This is a genomic window from Massilia sp. LC238 (assembly GCF_000735635.1).
GTDB classification, from domain to species: Bacteria; Pseudomonadota; Gammaproteobacteria; order Burkholderiales; family Burkholderiaceae_D; genus Telluria; species Telluria varians.
Genome location: NZ_JNNN01000014.1, coordinates 36215 through 57673, shown reverse-complemented (window position 1 = coordinate 57673; position 21459 = coordinate 36215). Strand labels below are relative to the sequence as shown.

Sequence of the window (21459 nt, the reverse complement as noted above, 5' to 3'; positions counted from 1 at the left end):
ACTCTTCGACGTCATGTTCTGTACGCGAAAAGTCGCAGAAATCGACCTCAGGATTAAGGCGTAGAATGGTTCGACATGTGTCACCTATGTCTCTAGACATGTGTAACCCATGTCCCTGTGCCATACAGGGTCTCCCGCCCACGCGTTCAAACAGTGCATGATCTGATGCACTGCTTACTTCGCTCCGGCCATCTCCTCGCTGGTCGACGGCTCATCCCCCTGTTCCGGCTTGCCGCTCGAGTAGGTCGGCCCCGACCGGTTCTGGTGCGGCGCCGGCTTGCCCGGCAGCGGCGGCAAGGCCTTGGCCTGTTCCAGGTCGACGCCCGCCACCTCGGCCACGCGGCGGCCGTAATCCTCGTCGCAGTGCCACAGGTGCCACACCATGCGCAGCTGGATCGGCGCCGGGCACTTCTTCAGGTCGCCCCCCACGTTGTTGACCAGGTCGTCGCGCTCCCAGTCCTCGAACGTGCGGTAGCGCGCCCCCGCCTGCGCGTAGTCGTCCATCGTGCGGGTGGTCTGGTAGCGGCCCAAGTGGCCCTCCACGTACTGGTTGTATTCCTTCTCCGGCTTCGGCGCTTCGCTGTAGCCGCCCATCAGGCTCGGCTCGTAGTTGATGTGCTTGTCCTGGCCGCGGCCGTCCACGTAATAGGTCATCTGGCCGTCGCGCTGGTTGGTGCGCGCCGCCGCGCCTTCCTGGGGCTGGTTGATCGGCAGCTGCAGGTAGTTCGGGCCCACCCGGTAGCGCTGGGTGTCGGAATAGGACAGGGTGCGGCCCTGCAGCATCTTGTCGTCCGAGAAGTCGATGCCGTCCACCAGCACCCCGGTGCCGAAGGCCGCCTGCTCGGTCTCGGCGAACACGTTATCCGGGTTCTTGTTCAGCACGATGCGGCCCAGCGGCAGCAGCGGGAACTGGTCTTCCGGCCAGCGCTTGGTGTCGTCCAGCGGGTCGAAGTCGAGTTCCGGATGCTCGCTGTCGCTCATGATCTGCACGCAGAATTCCCATTCCGGGAACTCGCCGCGCTCGATCGCCTCGTACAGGTCGCGCGTGGCATGGCTGGTGTCGTGGGCCTGGATTTCGGCGGCCTGTTGCGCCGTGAGGTTGCGCACGCCCTGCTTGGGCTGGAAGTGGAACTTCACCAGGTGGGCCACGCCCTGGTCGTTGACGAACTTGTAGGTGTTCACGCCCGAGCCTTCCATCTCGCGGTAAGTGGCTGGGATGCCCCACGGGCTCTTGACCCAGGTAATCATGTGCAGCGCTTCCGGATGGCTGCAGATGAAGTCGTAGAAGCGCCACGGCTCCTGCTGGTTGGTGACCGGATCGGGCTTGAAGGCGTGGATCATGTCCGGGAACTTGATCGCGTCACGGATGAAGAAGACCTTCAGGTTGTTGCCCACCAGATCCCAGTTGCCGTCCACGGTCTTGAACTTGATGGCGAAGCCGCGCGGATCGCGCGCCGTCTCGGGCGACTCCTTGGCGCCGATCACGGTCGAGAAGCGCACGAAGATCGGGGTCTGGACACCGAGTTCGTTGAGCACGCGGGCACGCGTGTACTTGCTGGCCGGCTCGCCGCCGATGGTGCCGTAGGGCTCGAAGTAGCCGTGGGCGCCGGTGCCGCGCGCATGCACCACGCGCTCCGGGATGCGCTCGCGGTCGAAATGGGTGATCTTTTCGATGAACTGGTAATTCTCGAGCGTGGCCGGACCACGTTCGCCCACCGAGCGCAGCGACTGGTTGTCGCGGACCGGATGGCCCTGGCGCGTGGTCAGGATAGGACGCTGCTCGTTCATTGCTCTCTCCTCGGACAAATTCGTTTGGAGAGAGCAGTATAGGGAGGCGCGCAAGCGTGCAGCGCGCGCCTGCCGGTGGGAATTACAGCTGCTGGAACACGCCGGCGGCGCGGTTCTTGGTGACGTTATCCCATGGGAACACCTGGCCGTTCATGGCCACGTAGACGCCGGCCGGCAGCGTTTGCGCGACGCCGCAGGCGAAGCCGAGGTTGAACAGGGCGTCCGAGTTGGCGATCTCGTAGGGGATCATGGCGCCGGTCAGCACGATGGTCTGGCCGAGGCTGGCTGCACCGAGCACGGCCGCCGTTTCGCGCATGGTATCGGTGCCGTGGATGATGACGATGGCTTTTTCTTTTGTCGCCTGGCAGGAGGCCAGCACGCGCTGGCGGTCCGGGTCCTGCATGTCGAGCGAATCGAGCAGCGGCAGCACTTCGAGCTCGACCGGGATGGTCATGCGCGAGCGCGCGATCACGGCCGGCAGGTGGCTTTCGGCAAAGCCGAGCACGCCGTTCAGTTCGTTGTAGTGTTTATCGAAAGTGCCGCCGGTGGCGATGATTCGCAAAGTCATGTTGGTTTGTCCACGTGCAGAAAAAAGGTGGGTAATGATAGCCGCAAACGGTAGTGTATCTGACTGTGACTGCGCTAGAATCGCCTGGATCGGATGAGTAGACTCACCCATCTTCTTCCTATTTCTCTCCCAGTTACTCCCATGAAAGCCGTCGCACCGGGCACCGTCATTTTTCACCGCCATCGAGGCTATGGCGTGATCACCCACGTCAACCTGCTGACCGGCTGGATCTCGGCGCGCTTCGGCAGCGAGCAGCGCACGCTCGACCTGAATCTGTCGAGCGACGAGGTGCAGCACGCGGATGGCGAGCCGATCCTGTTCCGCCGCGCCCCGCCGGACCGCATGCCGCATGCGCGCCTGATGGAAGTGGTGCGCGCGCTGCACGAGGCGGGCTACCAGAAGCTGTACCTGTACTCCTGGCCCAAACCTTCCGGCTTGCACTGGCGCTGGCATTTGTTCACCGGCCCGCGCAACTGGATGCAGCGCACCTGGCGCGAAGGCTGGTACGGCTCGGGCGCGGACTACAATAACAATCCGGTGATGGGTTGGGGCGATTCGCCGGGCGCGAGCACCGACGAGCTGATCCATGCGCTGGCGAAGTTCGATCCGCAAGGCCTGGCGCAGGCGCTGGGGCGCGACGAGGACCACACGGCCTGGTTCGCGCAGGTCTGCGATCTGCTCTTGCCTGGGTACATGTACAGCCTGAACATGGAGCGTCCAAGCGGCGGCAAGCTGATCGAAGCGCCGCCGGTGCCGGTGGTGCCGGTGCGGGCGGGGCTGCAGCCGTATGCGGGGCCGCAGATCGGCTGGCCGCCGGGTTGGGCGGGGCTGTGGACCGGCACGCATGTGATGCCGGCGCGGAAGGTGAATCTGATTACCGGAGAGCCGGAGCTGCGCTGATTGGTGCTGCTCGCTGCGCTCGGTTTTGTTCTCACTGCACTGCAGAATTAGGCTCCGGCCTTCGCCGGAGCCTAATTTCCCATCCGAAGCCGCTAACTTCACCGCTTCCCAAGCGCCTCCGGGTTCAAAATATTATCCGGCTGCCCCGCCGCAAACCGCACCAGGTTCTCGAACGCGGTCTGGAAATAAATTTCGTAGCTGTCCTGCTCCACATATCCCAGGTGCGGCGTTGCCAGCACCGTCGGGATGCGCAGCAGCGGCGAATCGGGCCTGAGCGGTTCATTGGTGAACACGTCCAGCGCCGCATAACCAGGCTGTCCGGCCCGCAGTGCCTGCTCCAGCGCCCCTTCCTCGACCAGCTCGGCGCGGCTCGTGTTGACGAACAAGGCATCCGGCTTCATGCGTGCGAAATCCTCGGCCTTGACGATGCCGCGCGTGGCCTCGCCCAGGCGCAGGTGCAGCGTGAGCACGTCCGCCTGCGCGAACAGGGCCTCGCGCGAGGCTGCCGCCTCGAAGCCGTCGGCCAGCGCCTTCTGCCGGCTGCCTTCGCTGCCCCACACCAGCACGCGCATGCCGAAGGCGCGCGCATAGCCGGCCACCAGCTGGCCGATCTTGCCGTAGCCCCAGATCGCCAGCGTGCGCCCGCGCAGCGAACGCCCCAGGCCGTTGAGCACCGGGTTAATAGAGGCCGTCTGCCACAGGCCGTCCTTCAGGTTGCTCGCATAGGGCACGATCTTGCGGCTGGCCGCCATGATCAGGGCCCAGGTCAGTTCGGATGGCGCCACCGGCGAGCCGATGCCCTCGGCGATCGCAATACCGTGTGCGGTCGCGGCCGCCACGTCGATATGGCCGCTGACCTTGCCGGTCTGTGAAATCAGCTTCAGGTTCGGCAGCCGGGCCAGCAGCGCGGCAGGGAAGGCAGTGCGCTCGCGGATGAGCACCAGCGCATCGAAGGGCGTCAGCCGCGCGGCCAGCTGGCCGAGTCCGCGCGCCGCATGCGTGAAGACTTTTACCTCGTGTCCGTCGAGCAGGCGGAAGCATTGCAGGCCGCGCACGGCGTCCTGATAATCGTCCAAAACAGCTATTCGCATAAAAGTTGCTTTCAAATAAGTTCGATCACGTAGCGAAATAACAGCTTCCAAAAAGGCTCCGAATAGCCTACTACATTACTCGGTCATTTTTGGCTACTTTTTTGTAGTAGATGAGCGTGAATCGGGTTTTGCGGGTGTACAATCGGCCAATTCTTGAGGGTTTGACACGCTTGTGCCGGACCCGGCAGCACCGCTTCGGCTTCCCTCTTATGAGGCCGTCGACACGACCGCCGTAAACGCCGCGCTCCGCTGGAGCGGATCGCCATTTTAAGGCACGGCCAGACGGATGATCCTGCCACGACAGTATTCTTAATTGGCATTGGAGGTATCTATGAACCAGCCCGTGATGGGCGGCGTCGCCGCACTGAACGTTCCTGCTCACGTCAAACACCAAAAGCTCATCAATTGGGTCGCGGACATCGCTGCCCTGACGAAGCCTGACAGCATCTACTGGTGCGACGGCTCCGAGGAAGAGTACGACCGCCTGTGCGCGCAGATGGTCGAAGCCGGTACGATGAAGAAGCTGAACCCGGCGAAGCGTCCGAATTCCTATCTGGCCTGGTCCGACCCGTCGGACGTCGCCCGCGTCGAAGACCGTACCTACATCTGCTCGGCCACGAAGGAACAGGCCGGCCCGACCAACAACTGGATGGACCCGGCCGAGATGCGCCGCACCCTGAACGGCCTGTTCGACGGCTGCATGGCCGGCCGCACGCTGTACGTGGTGCCGTTCTCGATGGGCCCGCTGGGCTCGCCGATCGCCCACATCGGCGTCGAACTGTCCGACTCGCCTTACGTCGCCGTCAACATGCGCATCATGACGCGCATGGGCAAGGCCGTGTTCGACGTGCTGGGCGCAGACGGCGAGTTCGTGCCCTGCGTGCACACCGTCGGCATGCCGCTGGCCGCCGGCCAGAAAGACGTGCCGTGGCCGTGCAATGCCACCAAGTACATCGTCCACTATCCGGAAACCCGCGAGATCTGGTCCTTCGGCTCGGGCTACGGCGGCAACGCGCTGCTGGGCAAGAAGTGCTTCGCACTGCGCATCGCCTCGAACATGGGCTACCAGGAAGCGCAGCAGGGCGGCACCGGCTGGCTGGCCGAGCACATGCTGATCCTGGGCGTCGAATCGCCGCAAGGCGACAAGAAATACGTCGCGGCGGCCTTCCCCTCGGCCTGCGGCAAGACCAACTTCGCCATGCTGATCCCGCCGAAGGCCTTCGACGGCTGGAAGGTCACCACCATCGGCGACGACATCGCCTGGATCAAGCCGGGCGCGGACGGCAAGCTGTACGCCATCAACCCGGAAGCCGGCTACTTCGGCGTGGCCCCGGGCACCAACGACAAGACCAACCCGAACTGCATGGCCTCGCTGCGCGAGAACGTCATCTTCACCAACGTGGCGCTGACCGACGACGGCGACGTGTGGTGGGAAGGCATGAGCAAGCAGGCGCCGGATCACCTGATCGACTGGCAGGGCAAGGACTGGACCCCGGCGTCCGGCACCAAGGCCGCCCACCCGAACGCACGCTTCACCGTCGCCGCCACCCAGAACCCGGTGATCGACGCTGCCTGGGACGACCCGGCCGGCGTGCCGATCTCGGCCTTCATCTTCGGCGGCCGCCGCTCGACCACCGTGCCGCTGGTGACCGAAGCCAACAACTGGGTGGAAGGCGTCTACATGGCCGCTACCATGGGCTCGGAAACCACCGCCGCCGCCGCCGGCCAGATGGGCGTGGTGCGCCGCGATCCGTTCGCGATGCTGCCGTTCATGGGCTACAACATGAGCGACTACTTCCAGCACTGGCTGAACCTCGGGAAGAAGATCGAAGCGCAGGGCAGCGCGCCGAAGATCTTCTGCGTCAACTGGTTCCGCACCGACGAGAACGGCGGCTTCGTGTGGCCGGGCTACGGCGACAACATGCGCGTGCTGAAGTGGATCCTGGACCGCGCCGAAGGCGGCGCCCAGGGCGGCCAGCAGCACCTGTTCGGCACTTCGCCGAACTACGGCGACCTGAACTGGGAAGGCGTGGACTTCACCGAGCAGCAGTTCACCCAGATCACCTCGATCGACAAGGACGCCTGGAACGAAGAGCTGAAGCTGCACAGCGAGCTGTTCGAAAAGCTGGCCTACCACCTGCCGCAGGAGCTGGTCGACACCAAGGCCAAGCTGGAGAAGCAGCTGGCGGCATAAGGCGCACTGGCAAGACATAAGCAGGAAGGGATGGGCAGACGCCCATCCCTTTTTTCATTTGGAAGGGGGATTTCCATGAACAAGCTTATTGAGTTCAATGTGCCGGGTGGCACAGTGGTCGTCGAATCGCAGGAAGCTGCTGCAGGAGGCGTGGTGCGCGGTGCCGCTGTCGCCCAGGTCACGGAAAAGGTCGGCAAGTCCCTGGTGGATGCGCTGTCGGTCATCCGTCCTGTTGCCGAAGCGACGATGGAGACCTGCGGCGGCCTGGATGTGTTGCCGGACTCCGTCGATGTCGAGTTCGGCCTGGTGTTCAAGGCCGGACTCGATGCATATATTGCCAAGAGCTCCAGTGAGGCAACGCTCAAGATCAGGCTTGTCTGGAAGCCGAAATAAGCCGGGGACACCCCGGACGCGCACATTCTGCGCGCGGTGCTGTCTAAGACTTACCGTACCCCAGAGCAGGCGCGTGGGTGCCGTTTTTCCTGGACCGCAGTGGGGTTGCGATGATTTATCAGAACTTCGATTTGGAAGTCATCAGCCCGCATGGAGGGGACCGGCTGTGTGCAAGGGTGCTCGAGTCGCCCCAGGGCGACTGTCCCTTCGTCGACGTGAAGTGGCCCTTCGACGCCGAAGAAGAAAACGCGATGCTGGCGGAAATCTACGGCGGGCTGAGGCAACGCCGTGGCCGCTCGAGCCCGGCGAGCACGATCGAGGACTTCGGCGGGCGCCTGTTCGAGGCGGTGTTTTCCGGTGACATCGAACACCTGTTCCGGTCTTCGCTGGATAGCGCATTCCGTTCCGGGAAAGGACTGCGCGTCCGCCTGCGGCTGCCCGAAGACAGCGAACTCCACGTCAGGCCGTGGGAGTTCCTGTTCGACACCGAAAGCAGGGAATTCCTGGCAGTCAGGGAACACACCCCCCTTGTCCGTTACCTCCCGGTTGCGCAACCGATCCCGCCGATCACGGTGGAGGGACCCTTGCGGGTCCTGGTGGCCTTGTCCGCGCCGACCGATCATCCGCGCCTCGACATCGCACGCGAATGGGACATCCTGCGTCACGCCTTGGGGCCGTCGGTTGCCGCCGGCCAGCTCGACCTGCGCCCGGTACCCGGCCGCTGTACCTTCGACAACCTGCGCGATTCGCTCCGGCATTACGGCGCCCATATCTTCCATTTCGTGGGGCATGGGGTACCGGGGGCGCTGGTGCTTGAGCAGGAGTCCGGCAAGGGCCTGGAAATGGAGGCCACCCACCTGCGTGCCGCGTTTCCGATCGGAGCCTTGCCGCGGCTCATCGTCCTGAACGCCTGCTCCGGCGCCATCACCGAGGACGTGCCTTTTTCGGGACTGGCACAAGGATTCCTGAGGCAGGGCGTGCCGGCCGTGGTGGCGATGCAGGCGTCGATCACGGATGACGCCGCACTCATTTTCACCCGCTACTTTTATCGGGACCTGATCGAGATCGGCGCTGTCGACACCTCGCTGACCGAAGCCAGGCTGCGCATGCAGGCCAACGGCCACCCGATCGAATGGGGCACGCCGGTGCTGTACATGCGTGCACTCAGCGGCCAGCTGTTTCAACCGGCAGCAAACCCGGTAGTCAGCCCGGCAGCAAGCGCCGCCGCACAGAAAAAGCCGAAGGAGCCCGCGGCGAAGACCGGCACGCGCCCATCGCGCGTTGCGCCCGCGCTGAACGAGCAGAAAGAGGCCAGAGAGACCCAGTCGCAGCAGGGCGCCATGCCGCTGCAGGCGGACCTGGCCCCTGGAACGAGAAAAAAGCCGAGGACGACGCGGGTCAAGGAGAGTCAGCCACTGGCGAAACCCGACCTCCCGCCGCCGGCCCCGGCAGGTGAAACCATTCCGTCGGCCGACCCGGGGCCGACTCCGGTCCAGCCAAGCGTCACGCATGACCAGGGCTGGCCGCCGTCATTTCCACCGGCCCGGGAGGAGACGCCGGCCCAGGCCGCGCCACCCGGACGCTCCCGCAAGGGCCTGCTGGCAGCGGGGCTGGCCGCAGCGCTGGCTGTCGCGATCGGTGTCGTGACGCTGTGGCCTTCAGCGGACAGCACGCCGTCCACGGCGGCCACACCAGGGCCATCGATGCCATCTGCCTCCGGGACCACGCCAGCGCCAGCCGCCGATTCGAAGGAGGCGCCGCTGCCTGCGCCAGGGACAGTGGCCACCCCGGAGCCTGCCAAACCTGCCGACCCGGCTCCACGCATCGCTTCCGGATCCGGCGACGGGGCCAAACCGCGCCAGGACGCTCAACAGAAACCGCGTGCAGCCAGGCCAGCCGCCCCGGCTGCACGCAAGGCCCAGCCGGCAGCCAAGCCGGCGTCTCCCGCCGCGGCCGACAACTGCAACAGCCCCGAGATCAGCGAAAGAAGCGCGAATTGTGTGTTCCGTGACCAATAACGATGGAGGTGGCCAATGAAGTTCCGCATGAGGACGAGTCTGCTGGGGTGCGTATTGGCAGCGGCGGCATCCGGTGTCGCTGCACAGGAGGATTGCCAGGCGCGAATCAACAAGATCGAAAAAATCGGGGATATCCAGGCCGCCCTGACCTGCGTGCAGGGACAGATCACATCGGAGGCCGAACGGGTCAGGCAGCACACAGAAAAGACCAAGCAGCAACTGCTTCTGCAGACCATCGACCAGCTGGAACTCGTGACCACCAATGTGCGCCAGGTGCCCCTGAAGGAATCCACCAACGGCGCGTGGAAGCAGATTCCCGATTCGACGGATGCGAAAGCCTGTTTCCTTTCCGCCGTGCGCACGCCGGCCCAGGGCTTGTGCCAGATCGCTTACCAGGGGGCGCAAGAACGCTGGGCATACAACCTGAGCGATCCCACCTCGGCCGGTCTCAGCTGTTCGGCGACCTGCGTCTGGATGGACATTCGCCGCAAGGCACAGGCTGAGCAATAGCAGGCTTTTCGTTGTTTCAACGTCCACCAAGGAGGAAGAATCATGAAAGCAAGCAGAAAGCACCTCGTCCTGACATCGTTTGCCGTGCTGCTGGCTGGAACGGCCGGGGCCGCCCTTGCCCAGGTCGGTTCGGCCAAGGAAGCCGCCACTCCGGGCACGGCCCGCCACAAGGAAGAGATGAAGGACGCGAACGAGCACGTCAACAGCGCCATCCGGGTCGTGCACCAGATGCAGGCCACGCCGGAGATGAAGTCACTGCTGCAGCGCGCGAAGGGCGTGTTCGTCGTGCCCAAGTATGGCGAAGCGGCCCTGGGTGTCGGCGCGCGCGGCGGCGCCGGCGTGCTCCTGGTGCGCAACGGGAATACCTGGAGCAACCCGGCCTTCTACAACATGGGCGGCATCACCGCCGGCCTGCAGGCGGGGGCCGAAGCCGGCGCCATCGCCTTCGTGCTCAACGACCAGAAAGCGCTCAACAGCTTCATGCAGAACAACAAGTTCTCGCTGGGGGCCGACGCCGGCCTGACGCTGGTCGACTGGTCGAAGAAGGTCGAAGGCTCGGCCGGCTGGGGCAACATCACGGCCTGGGCCGACACCGAAGGCCTGTTCGGCGGCGCGGCCCTCAACATCACGGATATCGACTACGACGAAGACGAGACCTCGGCCTACTACCGGCGCCAGGTGGCAGCGCGCGACGTCTTGAGCGGCAAGGTGAAGAATCCGCAGGCCGACATGCTGCGTCAGGCGCTGGCGAATGCGTCCAGCGGCGGCGGTGCCGCGGCCATGGGCGGCAGCGGGACGAAGGGGCCGACCTCGTCGGGCAAGGACAGCAAGACCGAGTCGGAGAGGGAGCGGAGCAGGGAGTAGCGGGCCGCGCATAAAAGAACAGGGGCAGTGCCTGGCGGCGCTGCCCCTGTTTACTTTACGGTCCGCGCCCTCCGCACGTCATTCCGGCGAAGGCCGGAATCCAATTCCTTTGCGTACCAGCTGCGGTGAAAGTTACTGGTTAGCATGCAAACTTAGGTTCCGGCCTTCGCCGGAACGACGGTTTTACGGCTGTCGGCTGCGAACGATATCAACGTCGACTCAAGCCTTCAACAACGGCTTCAAATATTTCCCGGTCACGCTCGCCTTGTTCTTCGCCACCTCTTCCGGCGTGCCGTTCGCGACGATCGTCCCGCCGCCGGCGCCACCTTCCGGCCCCAGGTCGACGATCCAGTCCGCGGTCTTGATCACATCCAGGTTGTGCTCGATGATCGCCAGCGTATTGCCCTGGTCGCGCAGGCGGTGGATCACCTTCAGCAGCAGGTCGATGTCGGCGAAGTGCAGGCCGGTGGTCGGCTCGTCCAGGATGTACAGGGTACGTCCGGTATCGCGCTTGGACAGCTCCAGCGACAGCTTCACACGCTGCGCCTCGCCACCCGACAGCGTGGTCGCGCTCTGGCCCAGCTTGATGTAGCCGAGGCCGACATCCAGCAAGGTCTGGAGCTTGCGCGCGATCACCGGCACCGGCTTGAAGAACTCGTGCGCATCCTCGACCGTCATCTCCAGCACTTCGGTGATGTTCTTGCCCTTGTACTGCACTTCCAGCGTCTCGCGGTTGTAGCGCTTGCCGTGGCAGACGTCGCAAGGCACGTACACGTCCGGCAGGAAGTGCATCTCGACCTTGATCACGCCGTCGCCCTGGCAGGCCTCGCAGCGGCCGCCCTTCACGTTGAAGGAGAAGCGGCCCGCCGAGTAGCCGCGTTCCTTCGCGGTCGGCACGGTGGCGAACAGGTCGCGGATCGGCGTGAACACGCCGGTGTAGGTCGCCGGGTTCGAACGCGGAGTGCGGCCGATCGGCGCCTGGTCGACCGAGATCACCTTGTCGAAGTGCTCCAGGCCGTGGATCGCATCGTGCTCCGCCGGCTCGGTCTGCGAACCGTACAGGTGGCGCGACAGGGCCGGGTACAGGGTGTCGTTGATCAGGGTCGACTTGCCCGAACCCGAGACACCCGTCACGCAGGTCATCAGGCCCACCGGCAGGGTCAGCGAGACATTCTTGAGGTTGTTGCCCTTGGCGCCGGTGATCACCAGCTGGCGCGCCGGATCCATCTTGGTGCGCTTCTTCGGCACCTCGATCTTGCGGCGGCCGTCCAGGTACTGCGCGGTGAGCGAATGCTCGCTCTGCATGATCTCCGGCAGCGAGCCGGCCGCGATCACCGCGCCGCCATGCACGCCCGCGCCCGGGCCCATGTCGACGATGTAGTCGGCGGTACGGATCGCATCCTCGTCGTGCTCCACCACCAGCACGCTGTTGCCGATGTCGCGCAAATGCTTCAGCGTCGCGATCAGGCGGTCGTTGTCGCGCTGGTGCAGGCCGATCGAGGGCTCGTCCAGCACGTACATCACGCCGGTCAGGCCGGAGCCGATCTGCGAGGCCAGGCGGATGCGCTGGGCTTCGCCGCCGGAGAGCGTGTCTGCGCTGCGGTCGAGCGACAGGTAGTCCAGGCCGACGTTGTTCAGGAACTTGAGGCGCGCCGTGATTTCCTTGATGACGCGCTCGGCGATGTCCTTCTTGGCGCCGCTCAGCTCCAGGGTCTCGAAGAAGGCGAGGGTGTCGCGTAGCGGCTTGTCCGAGACTTCATAAATCGCGCGCTGCTGGGCGCCTTGTCCGATCTTCACGAAGCGCGCTTCGGTGCGCAGGCGCGCGCCTTCGCAGGCCGGGCATTTCTTCTCGTTGATGAACTTCGCCAGCTCTTCCTTGACCGCCATCGAGTCGGTCTCGCGGTAGCGCCGCTGCAGGTTGTTGACCACGCCTTCGAAGGTGTGCTCGCGGATCACGGTGCGGCCACGCTCGTTGACGTAGCTGAACGGGATCGCGGCCTTGCCCGAGCCATGTAGCACGGCTTCCTGCGCCGCTTTCGGCAGGGTCTCGAAAGGCTTGTCGAGGTCGAAGTCGTAGTGCGCCGCCAGGCTCTGCAGCATCTGAAAGTAGAACTGATTGCGGCGGTCCCAGCCCTTCACGGCGCCGGACGCCAGCGACAGGTGCGGGAAGGCGACGATACGCTTCGGATCGAAGAACTCGATGTGGCCGAGGCCGTCGCACTCCTGGCAGGCACCCATCGGGTTGTTGAAGGAGAACAGGCGCGGCTCGAGCTCCTGCAGCGAATAGCCGCAGACATTACACGCGAACTTGTTCGAGAAGACGGTTTCCTTCTCGGTATCCATCTCGTAGGCCACGGCGCGGCCATCGGCCAGGCGCAGGGCGGTCTCGAAGCTCTCGGCGAGGCGCTGCTTGATCTCCGGGTTCACCTTGACGCGGTCGATCACGACGTCGATGCTGTGCTTCTCGGTCTTCTTGAGCTTGGGCAGCTCGTCGATCTCGTAGATCTTGGCTGCGTTGACGCCGCTGGCGACGCGGAAGCGCACGAAGCCCTGGGCCTGCATGGCCTGGAACAGGTCGCCGTGCTCGCCCTTGCGGCCCGCCACGACAGGCGCCAGGATCATCAGCTTGGTGCCTTCCGGCATGGCCAGCACCGCATCGACCATCTGCGACACGGTCTGGGCCGCCAGCGGCTCGTGCGGGTGCTGCGGGCAGTAGGGGGTGCCGACGCGCGCGTACAGCAGGCGCAGGTAGTCGTGGATCTCGGTGACGGTGCCGACGGTCGAACGCGGGTTGTGCGAAGTGGCCTTCTGCTCGATCGAGATCGCCGGCGACAGGCCTTCGATCAGGTCGACGTCCGGCTTTTCCATCAGCTGCAGGAACTGGCGCGCATAGGCCGACAGCGACTCGACGTAGCGGCGCTGGCCTTCTGCATACAGGGTGTCGAAGGCGAGCGAGGACTTGCCCGAACCCGACAGGCCGGTGATGACGATCAGCTTGTTGCGCGGAAGGTCGAGGTTGATGTTCTTCAGGTTGTGCGTGCGTGCGCCGCGGATGCGAATTTCTTCCATTGGTTTTTTTTGCAGGCTTTCAATAAAGTTTGCAGGGCCGGCGCACGAAGGACTGTCGCGGTGAGCGGGCCAATCAGGGAGAACCTAGTAGTGTAGCTGTTTTTTCGAAGTGCTGTACATGCATCCAGCAGTTTTGTGCCGCTGGGATACGTTTCCTTGACCATTTGGCATAGGAAGCCAGCCTCAAAAAGCCGGGGTGAGGGGTATGTGGGCCGGTTCGCGGTCTCTTCAATGACAAAGCGGCCAGAAGTCCAATATTTTTCTTGAAGGACGGGTCAAGTCCGTATCGGAAGTTGGCAATCCGGCTCAATCGTGTGCGTGCGAGGGACGTAAAAAATCTCTTTTTTTCGCTGCTCATCGGCCCCATAATAGTTGGCTGCAGCACTACGTTCCCTGACGCTTGGAAATCACGCAGAGTCAGGGCTCTACAAAACTCATTGGAGTATCAACATGGCATCAGTCAACAAGGTCATCATCGTCGGCAACCTCGGCCGCGACCCGGAAATCCGCTACATGCCGAGCGGCGACGCCATCGCGAACATCGCGGTCGCCACCTCGTACAAGTCGAAGGACCGCCAGACCGGCGAACAGAAGGAACTGACCGAATGGCACCGCATCTCGTTCTTCGGCCGCCTGGCCGAGATCGTGGGCCAGTACCTCAAGAAGGGCTCCTCGGTCTACGTCGAAGGCCGCCTGCAGACCCGCAAGTACACCGACAAGGACGGCATCGAGCGCTACGCGACCGACATCATCGCCGAGAACATGCAGATGCTGGGCGGCCGCCAGGGCATGGGCGGTGGCGACAGCATGGGCGGTGGCATGGATGACGGTGGTGGCTACGAGCCGCAGCAGCGCCCGGCCCCGCGCCAGGCCCCGCCGGCACCGGCCGCCCGTCCGCAGCCGCAGCGCCCGGCGCCGAACTTCTCGGACATGGATGACGACATCCCGTTCTGAGCGCTTCACCCGCGCGTCCGGCACCAGCAAGCCGGCGCCTGCCCAGAGACCCCGCACGCTCCGCGCTGCGGGGTTTTTTCTTGCCCGAAGCGTGCGTGCCGGTTGGAGGCGAGCGCATACACTTGTCGGTCGAGCAGTTCCCACCGACGTACTCCCTTCGAAAGGAAAGCCATGCCACGCATCCAGACTTCCGGCGCCAATCCGACCGAGCTCTACTACTATGAACAGGGACAGGGGCAGCCTGTCGTCCTGATCCATGGCTGGCCGCTCAGCCACCGCATGTGGGAATCGCAGATCGCCGCCCTGGCGGAAAACGGCTACCGCGCGATCGCCTACGACCGCCGCGGCTTCGGGCAGTCGGGCCGGCCGACAGGCGGCTACGACTACGATACCTTCGCGGCCGACCTCGATGCGCTGATGACCCAGCTCGACCTGCGCGACGCGGTCCTGGCCGGCTTCTCGATGGGCGGTGGCGAGGTGGCGCGCTACATTGGCCGCTATGGCAGCGAACGGGTCTCGAAAGCCATGCTGCTGGGCGCCGTGCCGCCCTTCCTGCTCAAGACCGGCGACAATCCCGAAGGCGTGGACAAGTCGGTCTTCGACGGCATGCTGGAAGCGGTCAGGAACGACCGCATCGCATTCCTGGGCGATTTCTTCTACAATTTCTATAACCTGGACAAGGACGGCAAGGACGGCCAGGAACTGGTCGCCTTCAGCAAGTGGATCGCGTGGGAAGCGTCGCCGCTGGCGACCGAGCAATGCATCAATGCCTTCGGCGGCACCGATTTCCGCGCCGACCTGGCCAAATTCGACATCCCGACCCTGGTCGTCCATGGCGACGCCGACCACATCGTGCCGCTGGAAGTGTCGGGCCAGCGCTCGCACGCCATGGTCGCCGGCAGCCGCCTCGAGGTCGTGAAGGGGGCGCCGCATGGTTTCGCCGCGACCCATGCCGCACGCCTGAATACCCTGATGCTGGAGTTCCTAAAGGCTTGATTCAGTCCGGCTGGCCGGGGATGCCCTTGTCGGCTTCCTCGGGAATGACGTACACGTCGCCCGCCGTCGCCCCGGCATCGTGCTTGCGCGCCCGCAGGTCGCGGTACACGGCGGCGCGCATGATCATCATCGACACCACCGGCGCCGTCATCAGGAGGAAGACGGCGATGATGATCTCGTGGATTACGAGGCGCGACTGCGCCACCGTGAAGTACAGCATCGAGGCCAGCAGCAGGCAGCCGGCGCCCAGGGTGATGGTGATGGCCGGGCCGTGGATGCGCTGGTAGAAGGTGGGCAGGCGCAGCAGGCCGAGGGCGCCGATCAGGACGATGCTCGCGCCCAGCACCAGCAGCAGGGCCACCGGCACGGTCGCCCAGCCCGGCAGGTATTCGAGCCCGCTCATTCGATGATCTCCCCGCGCATCAGGAACTTCGCCATCGCCACCGTCGATACGAAGCCCAGCAGCGCGATCAGGATCGCTACCTCGAAATAGACCTGGGTGCCGAAGCGGATGCCCAGCACCAGGGCCAGCAGCATGCCGGCCATCCACAGGGTGTCGAGGGCCAGCACGCGGTCGTGCGCCGAGGGGCCGATCAGCAGGCGCAGCGCGCACAGACCCATGGCGACCAGCGTGCACACCAGGGCATAGCCGACCGCCAGTTCAAGCAGGGTTTCCATCCTTGTCCTCCGGTTGGGTTGCGCCGCCTTCGAAGATCTCGATCAGCGGCTGTTCGTAGCGGGTCTTGATGGTATCGATCCACCATTGCTCGTCGTGCAGGTCGAACACGTGCAGCGACAGCTCATAACCCTCAGGCAAAATTTCCACCCACACTGTTCCCGGCGTCATGTTGATCAGGCAGGACAGCATCGCCAGGCCATAGGGGTCGCGCAGGTCCAGCGGTATCCGCATGAATTGCGCCTTCACGGTCTGGTAGTCGCGGAACAGGATGATGCGGCAGACGTTGAAGCAGGAGCGCACCACTTCCACGCCCGCCATTCCCATCAGGCGCACGAAGGTGAGCGGCGCGCGCATGCGCGGGTAGCCGAAAGGCTGCAGGCGGCGGGTCAGCAGCGGCACCGCGATGCCCAGCAGCGCGCCGAACAGCAGGTTGGCCGGGTCGACCGTCTGGTTCAGCAGCAGCCACAGGACGCACAGTCCGAGCGATACCACCGGGTAGGGAAGCCAGCGCATCATGGCGCCTCCTTGACCGAGGTCGGGCCGGGCAGCGAAGGCGCGCTGCGCACCGCATCGATGTACAGGGCCGGCCGGTGGATGTCTGCGCTGGCGCGCGCCAGGTAGGCGAACAGCGGCTGCGCCTGGACCGTCATCAGCACCGATGCCAGCAGCAGGCCGGCCACCGGCAGCGCCTCAGAGGGATGCAGGGCGGGCGGCGCGAGGACTTCCGACGCCCAGAAGGTGCGCACCCCGAAGCGCATCAGCGACACGATCGCGATCAGCCCGGAGCCGAACACCAGGGCCATCAGGGTCCAGCCGGCGGCGCCGATCGGGGCCACGCCCGGGCCCGGGTTGATCAGGGCGTGGAACATGCCGAACTTGGCGACGAAGCCGGATAGCGGGGGCAGGCCGGCGATGATCAAGGCGCAGGCCAGGAAGGCCAGCGACAGGAAGGCCATCGCCGCCGGCACGCCGCGGCCCTTCGGCTCCGCCGGGGCATCCTCGACCGCGAAGGCTTCCATGGTCAGCGCCAGCATCGCGGCGCCGGGCGTGCGGATGCGGTCGAACAGTTCGATCAGCAGCACGAAGGCGGCGATCGCCAGGGTCGAGGCGAGGTAGTAGTACAGGCCGGCCGTCACCAGCAGCGGCTGGCCATAGCCGATCACCGACAGCAGCGTGCCCGAGGAGATGATCGCCGCGTAGCCCGCCATGCGCCCGGCGGTATCGGTGGCCAGCATGCCGGCGGCACCGAACACGATGGTCGCCATGCCGCCCCACAGCAGGGCGTCGTAGCCGTAGCGCGACAGTTCGCCGGCGCCGTCCGAAAACACCATCAGCCAGATGCGCAGCAACACATAGGCGCCGACCTTGGTCATCAGGGCCAGCATCACCGCCACCGGCGGCGAGGCCGCCGCATAGGTGGTGGGCAGCCAGAAGCCGAGCGGCCACATGGCGCTCTTGGCCAGGAAGGCCAGTGCCAGCACCGCCACCCCGGCCTGGAGCAGGCCGGCGTCCGTGCTCGCCAGGCCGGGCACGCGGCCGGCCAGGTCGGCCATGTTGAGGGTGCCGGTGACCGCGTAGATCATCGCCACGCCGATCAGGAACAGCAGCGAGGCCACCAGGTTGACGGCGATGTACTGCATGCTGGCGCGCAGCCGCGCCACGTTGTAGCCATGCAGGACTAGGCCGTAGGACGAGGCCAGCATGACTTCGAAGAACACGAACAGGTTGAACAGGTCGTTGGTCAGGAAGGCGCCGTTGATCCCCATCAGCAGGAACTGGAACAGGGAGTGGAAGTGCACGCCGATCCGGCTCCAGCGCGGCTGGGCATAGTGCAGGGCTGCCAGCCCCAGCAGCGCGGTCAGCACCAGCATCAAGGCCGACAGCCGGTCGGCCACCAGCGCGATGCCGAAGGGCGCGGACCAGTTGGCGGCCAGGTAGACCTGGACGCCGCCCGGCCAGCTGCCGTCGGCCAGCCAGGCCAGCGCCAGCGCATTGGCCAGCAGCGCCAGCACGCTGATGTAGGCGACCGCGAATTTCAGGCGGTGCCGCCCCTGGGTGAGGGTGGCCAGCAGCGCCCCGCACAGCAGCGGCAGCAGCACCGGGAGGATCACCAGGTGGCGGGACCAGTCGAGGGTGAGGAACTCCATCATGCTTCCGGCTCCTCGCCGTCGACGTGGTCGGTGCCGGTCAGGCCGCGCGCACCGATCATCACCACCAGGTAGAGCGCGGTGGTGGCGAAGCCGATCACGATGGCGGTCAGCACCAGCGCCTGCGGCACCGGGTCGGCCAGGGCCGCGGGATCGGGCACCGTGCCGGCCGGCGTGAAGGGTGGGCGGTCCACGGCCAGGCGGCCCATGGCGAAGATGAACAGGTTGACGGCATAGGACATCAGCATCAGGCCGACCAGCACCTGAAAGCTGCGCGGGCGCAGCACCAGCCAGATGCCGGCGCCGAATACGATGCCAATGGCGAGCGAGAGCACGGCTTCCATTACTGGATCTCCTTGGCAGGTGGGATGGCGCCGCTGCGCGCGGCGCCGGGTGGGGCGCGGCGGCTGCGCAGCGACTGGTGGGCAAGCGCCACCAGGATCAGCATGGTGGTGCCGACCACCACCAGGAACACGCCGAGGTCGAACACGAAGGCCGAGGGCACGTGCAGTTCGCCCAGCAGCGGCAGGGTGAGGTGGGCGGTGTGGCTGGTCAGGAAGGGATAGCCGAACAGCCAGGCCCCGATGCCGGTGGCGCAGGCCGTCACCAGGCCCCAGCCGATCCAGCGGTGCGGGCGCAGGCGCAGGTGCGACTCGACCCAGTCGGTGCCGGCCACCATGTACTGCACGATCAGGGCGGTGGCGAAGATCAGGCCGGCGACGAAGCCGCCGCCCGGCAGGTTGTGCCCGCGCATGAAGAAGTACACCGCGATCACGCCCATCACCGGCAGCAGGAAGCGCAGGTACACGGCAGGAATCATCAGGTAGCCGCCGGGGGCGGCCTGTTCGGCCGGTTTCTGGCGCACGGCCGGGTCGACGTCGCTGGCCTGCTGCACCGGGATGGCGATGCTTTCCGGCGCCGGACGGAAGCGGCGCAGCAGCGCGTACACGGTCAGCGCCACCGCCGACAGCACGGTGATCTCGCCCATCGTGTCGAAGCCGCGGAAGTCCACCAGCAGCACGTTGACCACGTTGGAACCGCCGCCCTCGGGCAGGGCGCGCAGCACGAAGAAGTCGCGCAGGGTGGAGTCGCCGGGGCGGGTCAGCACCGCATAGCTGGCCGCGGCCAAGCCGAGGCCGCCGGCGACGGCCACCAGCGAATCGCGCGAGCGCCGCAGCCAGGCGCTGGGCGGGATGCGTTCGGCCAGGTGGGCCGGCCGGAAGCGCGGCGGCAGCCAGCGCAGGCCGAGCAGGATCAGTACCGTGGTCACGGTCTCGACCATCAGCTGGGTCAGCGCCAGGTCGGGCGCCGACAGCCACAGGAAGGTCACGGCCGTCACCATGCCGGTGCCGCCGGCCAGGGCCAGCGCCGCCAGGCGGTGGTACTTGGCTTTCCAGGCCGCGGCCACGGCGCAGCCGGCGCCGATCAGCCAGAGCAGGGCGAACAGCGGATCGAGCTTGTCGAGCGCGGGCGCAGCCAGGTCGTGCACCGGGCGCGCCAGCAGCAGCGGCACGGCGACCATTGCCGCTACCAGCACCAGCAGCTGCGGCTGCAGGCGCCGGGTGCCGGCGACCTTCAGCACCCAGGAGGCGCCCTGGGACAGGCCGAGCATGACGTTTTCGTACAGCTGGGCGCCCTTCACGCGGTGCAGCACCGGCACACGGTCGCGCCCGTGCAGGCCGAAGTGGTTACGCAGCAGCATGTAGCACAGCGCGCCGCCCACCAGGGCCATCACGCTCATCACGAGCGGCAGGTTGACGCCGTGCCAGATCGCCAGGCTGTACTCGGGCAGGGTCGGCCCCAGCACCGAGCCGGCCGCCACCGCGAGCACGTCGCCCACCACCCGTTCGGGCATCACGCCGACCGCGATGCACAGCAGCACCAGCAGTTCGATCGGCAGACGCATCCAGCGCGGCGGTTCGTGCGGTTCTTCCGGCAGGTCGCGTGCGAGCGGGCCGAAGAACACGCTGATGAAGCGCAGCGAGTAGATCACGCTGAACAGGCCCATCAGCACTGCCGCGACCGACATCCACCAGTTCTCGGTGCCGCCCACGATCATGGTCTCGGCAAAGAACATCTCCTTCGACAGGAAACCGTTCATCAGCGGCACGCCGGCCATCGCCGCGCTGGCCACGATCGCCAGCGCCGCCGTGTGCGGCATGGCGCGCCTCAGGCCGCGCAGCACGCGCATGTCGCGGGTGCCGCTCTCGTGGTCGACGATGCCGACCGCCATGAACAGCGAGGCCTTGAAGACCGCATGGTTCATGGTGTGGAAGATCGCGGCCACGACCGACAGCGGCGTGCCGATGCTCATCAGGACCGTGATCAGGCCCAGGTGGCTGATGGTCGAGTAGGCCAGCAGACCCTTCATGTCGTGCTGGAAGATCGCGAAGAAGGAGCCGATCAGGAGGGTGAAGACCCCGGCGCTGCCGAGGATCCAGGTCCATTCCTCGGTGCCGGCCAGTGCCGGCCACAGGCGCATCAGGAGGAATACCCCGGCCTTGACCATCGTGGCCGAGTGCAGGTAGGCCGACACCGGCGTGGGCGCCGCCATCGCATGCGGCAGCCAGAAGTGGAAGGGGAACTGGGCGCTCTTGGTCAGCGCGCCGAGCGCCACCAGCACCAGGGCCGGCACGTACCAGTCGTGGGCGCGGATCGCGTTGCCCGCCCCCAGCACGGTCTGCAAGTCGTAGCTGCCGGCCATGTGCCCGAGCAGCAGCACCCCCGCCAGCAGGCACAGGCCGCCGATGGTGGTGACGGTAAAGGCCATGCGCGCGCCGCGGCGGGCGTCGTTGCGCTCCTGCCAGTAGCCGATCAGGAGGAAGGAGGTGACGCTGGTGAGTTCCCAGAACACCACCAGCTGGATCAGGTTGCCCGACAGGACCACGCCGAGCATGGCCCCCATGAAGGCCATGATGTAGGCATAGAAGCGCGGCACCGGGTCGCGCCGCGACATGTAGTAGCGCGCATAGAGCAATACCAGCAGGCCGATGCCGAGCACCATGATCGAGAAGACCCAGGCCAGGCCGTCCATGCGCAGCACCAGGGCGAGCCCGAAGTCGGGCAGCCAGTCGATCTGCTTGCGCAGGACTTCGCCCTCGGCGATGCGGCCGAACTGGAGGATCGCCAGCAGCAGCGCGCCGGCGGTGGCGATCGCCGCCACCGCGGCGGGGCGGTGGCGCGATCCGGTAGGCATGCAGGCCGCCACCAGGGCGGCGGCAAAGGGAAGGGAAAGGAGGAGCAGGAGCATGCGGTCAGTCCTCCGAAAGCCAATGGGCCGGTGCGGGT

The 21459-nt window shown here is 65.8% G+C and carries 18 protein-coding genes; 8 read left to right on the top strand and 10 right to left on the bottom strand.

Translation table 11 applies throughout. The features are described 5' to 3' along the window. Window positions 1–174: 174 nt before the first annotated feature. Entirely contained in the window at window positions 175–1788 is a 1614-nt protein-coding gene (locus FG94_RS03645; RefSeq protein ID WP_036207222.1) for a catalase, read from the bottom strand. Window positions 1789–1870: 82 nt separating this feature from the next. After that, the gene (locus tag FG94_RS03640) at window positions 1871–2356 is read right to left on the bottom strand and encodes an asparaginase domain-containing protein (RefSeq protein ID WP_036207219.1); all 486 of its coding nucleotides are present in this window, start codon (window positions 2354–2356) and stop codon (window positions 1871–1873) included. 141 nt (window positions 2357–2497) lie between these two features. Between FG94_RS03640 and FG94_RS03635 the strand changes: the two genes are divergently transcribed. Beyond that, the gene (locus FG94_RS03635; protein WP_036207217.1) at window positions 2498–3256 is read left to right on the top strand and encodes a hypothetical protein; all 759 of its coding nucleotides are present in this window, start codon (window positions 2498–2500) and stop codon (window positions 3254–3256) included. Window positions 3257–3354: 98 nt separating this feature from the next. Here FG94_RS03635 and FG94_RS03630 read toward each other — a convergent pair whose 3' ends face one another. Beyond that, window positions 3355–4347: a D-2-hydroxyacid dehydrogenase family protein gene (locus FG94_RS03630; RefSeq protein ID WP_036207215.1), complete on the bottom strand. Its 993-nt coding sequence runs from the start codon at window positions 4345–4347 to the stop codon at window positions 3355–3357. A gap of 331 nt (window positions 4348–4678) precedes the next feature. Here FG94_RS03630 and FG94_RS03625 point away from each other — a divergent pair, with 331 nt between their 5' ends. The 5 genes from FG94_RS03625 to FG94_RS03605 all read left to right on the top strand — a co-directional run bounded on the left by FG94_RS03625 (window position 4679) and on the right by FG94_RS03605 (window position 10326). Continuing rightward, window positions 4679–6541 carry a phosphoenolpyruvate carboxykinase (GTP) gene (locus FG94_RS03625; protein ID WP_036207213.1) on the top strand — a complete coding sequence of 621 codons (1863 nt, stop codon included), beginning with the start codon at window positions 4679–4681 and terminating at the stop codon, window positions 6539–6541. 75 nt (window positions 6542–6616) lie between these two features. Further along, window positions 6617–6934: a CU044_2847 family protein gene (locus tag FG94_RS03620; protein ID WP_036207209.1), complete on the top strand. Its 318-nt coding sequence runs from the start codon at window positions 6617–6619 to the stop codon at window positions 6932–6934. Between the two features lie 110 nt (window positions 6935–7044). Further along, window positions 7045–8952 carry a CHAT domain-containing protein gene (locus FG94_RS25775; protein ID WP_152570830.1) on the top strand — a complete coding sequence of 636 codons (1908 nt, stop codon included), beginning with the start codon at window positions 7045–7047 and terminating at the stop codon, window positions 8950–8952. 15 nt (window positions 8953–8967) lie between these two features. Continuing rightward, window positions 8968–9462, top strand: a complete 495-nt coding sequence (locus FG94_RS03610; RefSeq protein WP_036207207.1) for a hypothetical protein — start codon at window positions 8968–8970, stop codon at window positions 9460–9462. 42 nt (window positions 9463–9504) lie between these two features. Continuing rightward, window positions 9505–10326, top strand: coding sequence for a lipid-binding SYLF domain-containing protein (locus FG94_RS03605; protein WP_036207204.1), 822 nt, complete (start codon window positions 9505–9507; stop codon window positions 10324–10326). 219 nt (window positions 10327–10545) lie between these two features. Here FG94_RS03605 and uvrA read toward each other — a convergent pair whose 3' ends face one another. Continuing rightward, a complete protein-coding gene (gene uvrA / locus FG94_RS03600) occupies window positions 10546–13395 on the bottom strand; it encodes an excinuclease ABC subunit UvrA (RefSeq protein WP_036207200.1) in 2850 nt (949 codons plus the stop codon). Between the two features lie 450 nt (window positions 13396–13845). Here uvrA and ssb point away from each other — a divergent pair, with 450 nt between their 5' ends. Further along, window positions 13846–14349, top strand: coding sequence for a single-stranded DNA-binding protein (ssb, locus tag FG94_RS03595; protein ID WP_027867110.1), 504 nt, complete (start codon window positions 13846–13848; stop codon window positions 14347–14349). Window positions 14350–14520: 171 nt separating this feature from the next. Then, entirely contained in the window at window positions 14521–15345 is an 825-nt protein-coding gene (locus FG94_RS03590) for an alpha/beta fold hydrolase (RefSeq protein ID WP_036207197.1), read from the top strand. Between the two features lies 1 nt (window position 15346). Here FG94_RS03590 and mnhG read toward each other — a convergent pair whose 3' ends face one another. Genes mnhG through FG94_RS03560 form a run of 6 tightly spaced genes read right to left on the bottom strand, consistent with a single transcriptional unit; the run spans window position 15347 to window position 21421 of the window. Continuing rightward, on the bottom strand, window positions 15347–15748 hold the full coding sequence (gene mnhG / locus FG94_RS03585) for a monovalent cation/H(+) antiporter subunit G (protein WP_036207194.1): 402 nt from the start codon (window positions 15746–15748) through the stop codon (window positions 15347–15349). Further along, complete coding sequence (locus tag FG94_RS03580) at window positions 15745–16023, bottom strand: K+/H+ antiporter subunit F (RefSeq protein WP_027867107.1); 279 nt, start codon at window positions 16021–16023, stop codon at window positions 15745–15747. Before FG94_RS03580 ends, mnhG begins: the two co-directional genes overlap by 4 nt. Beyond that, window positions 16007–16540, bottom strand: coding sequence for a Na+/H+ antiporter subunit E (locus FG94_RS03575; RefSeq protein WP_027867106.1), 534 nt, complete (start codon window positions 16538–16540; stop codon window positions 16007–16009). The genes FG94_RS03580 and FG94_RS03575 overlap by 17 nt, the downstream gene beginning before the upstream one ends. Beyond that, entirely contained in the window at window positions 16537–18174 is a 1638-nt protein-coding gene (locus FG94_RS03570; RefSeq protein WP_229445844.1) for a monovalent cation/H+ antiporter subunit D, read from the bottom strand. Before FG94_RS03570 ends, FG94_RS03575 begins: the two co-directional genes overlap by 4 nt. Continuing rightward, a complete protein-coding gene (locus FG94_RS03565; RefSeq protein ID WP_027867104.1) occupies window positions 18171–18515 on the bottom strand; it encodes a Na+/H+ antiporter subunit C in 345 nt (114 codons plus the stop codon). Before FG94_RS03565 ends, FG94_RS03570 begins: the two co-directional genes overlap by 4 nt. Beyond that, the gene (locus tag FG94_RS03560) at window positions 18515–21421 is read right to left on the bottom strand and encodes a monovalent cation/H+ antiporter subunit A (RefSeq protein ID WP_036207191.1); all 2907 of its coding nucleotides are present in this window, start codon (window positions 21419–21421) and stop codon (window positions 18515–18517) included. The genes FG94_RS03565 and FG94_RS03560 overlap by 1 nt, the downstream gene beginning before the upstream one ends. Window positions 21422–21459: the final 38 nt, after the last annotated feature.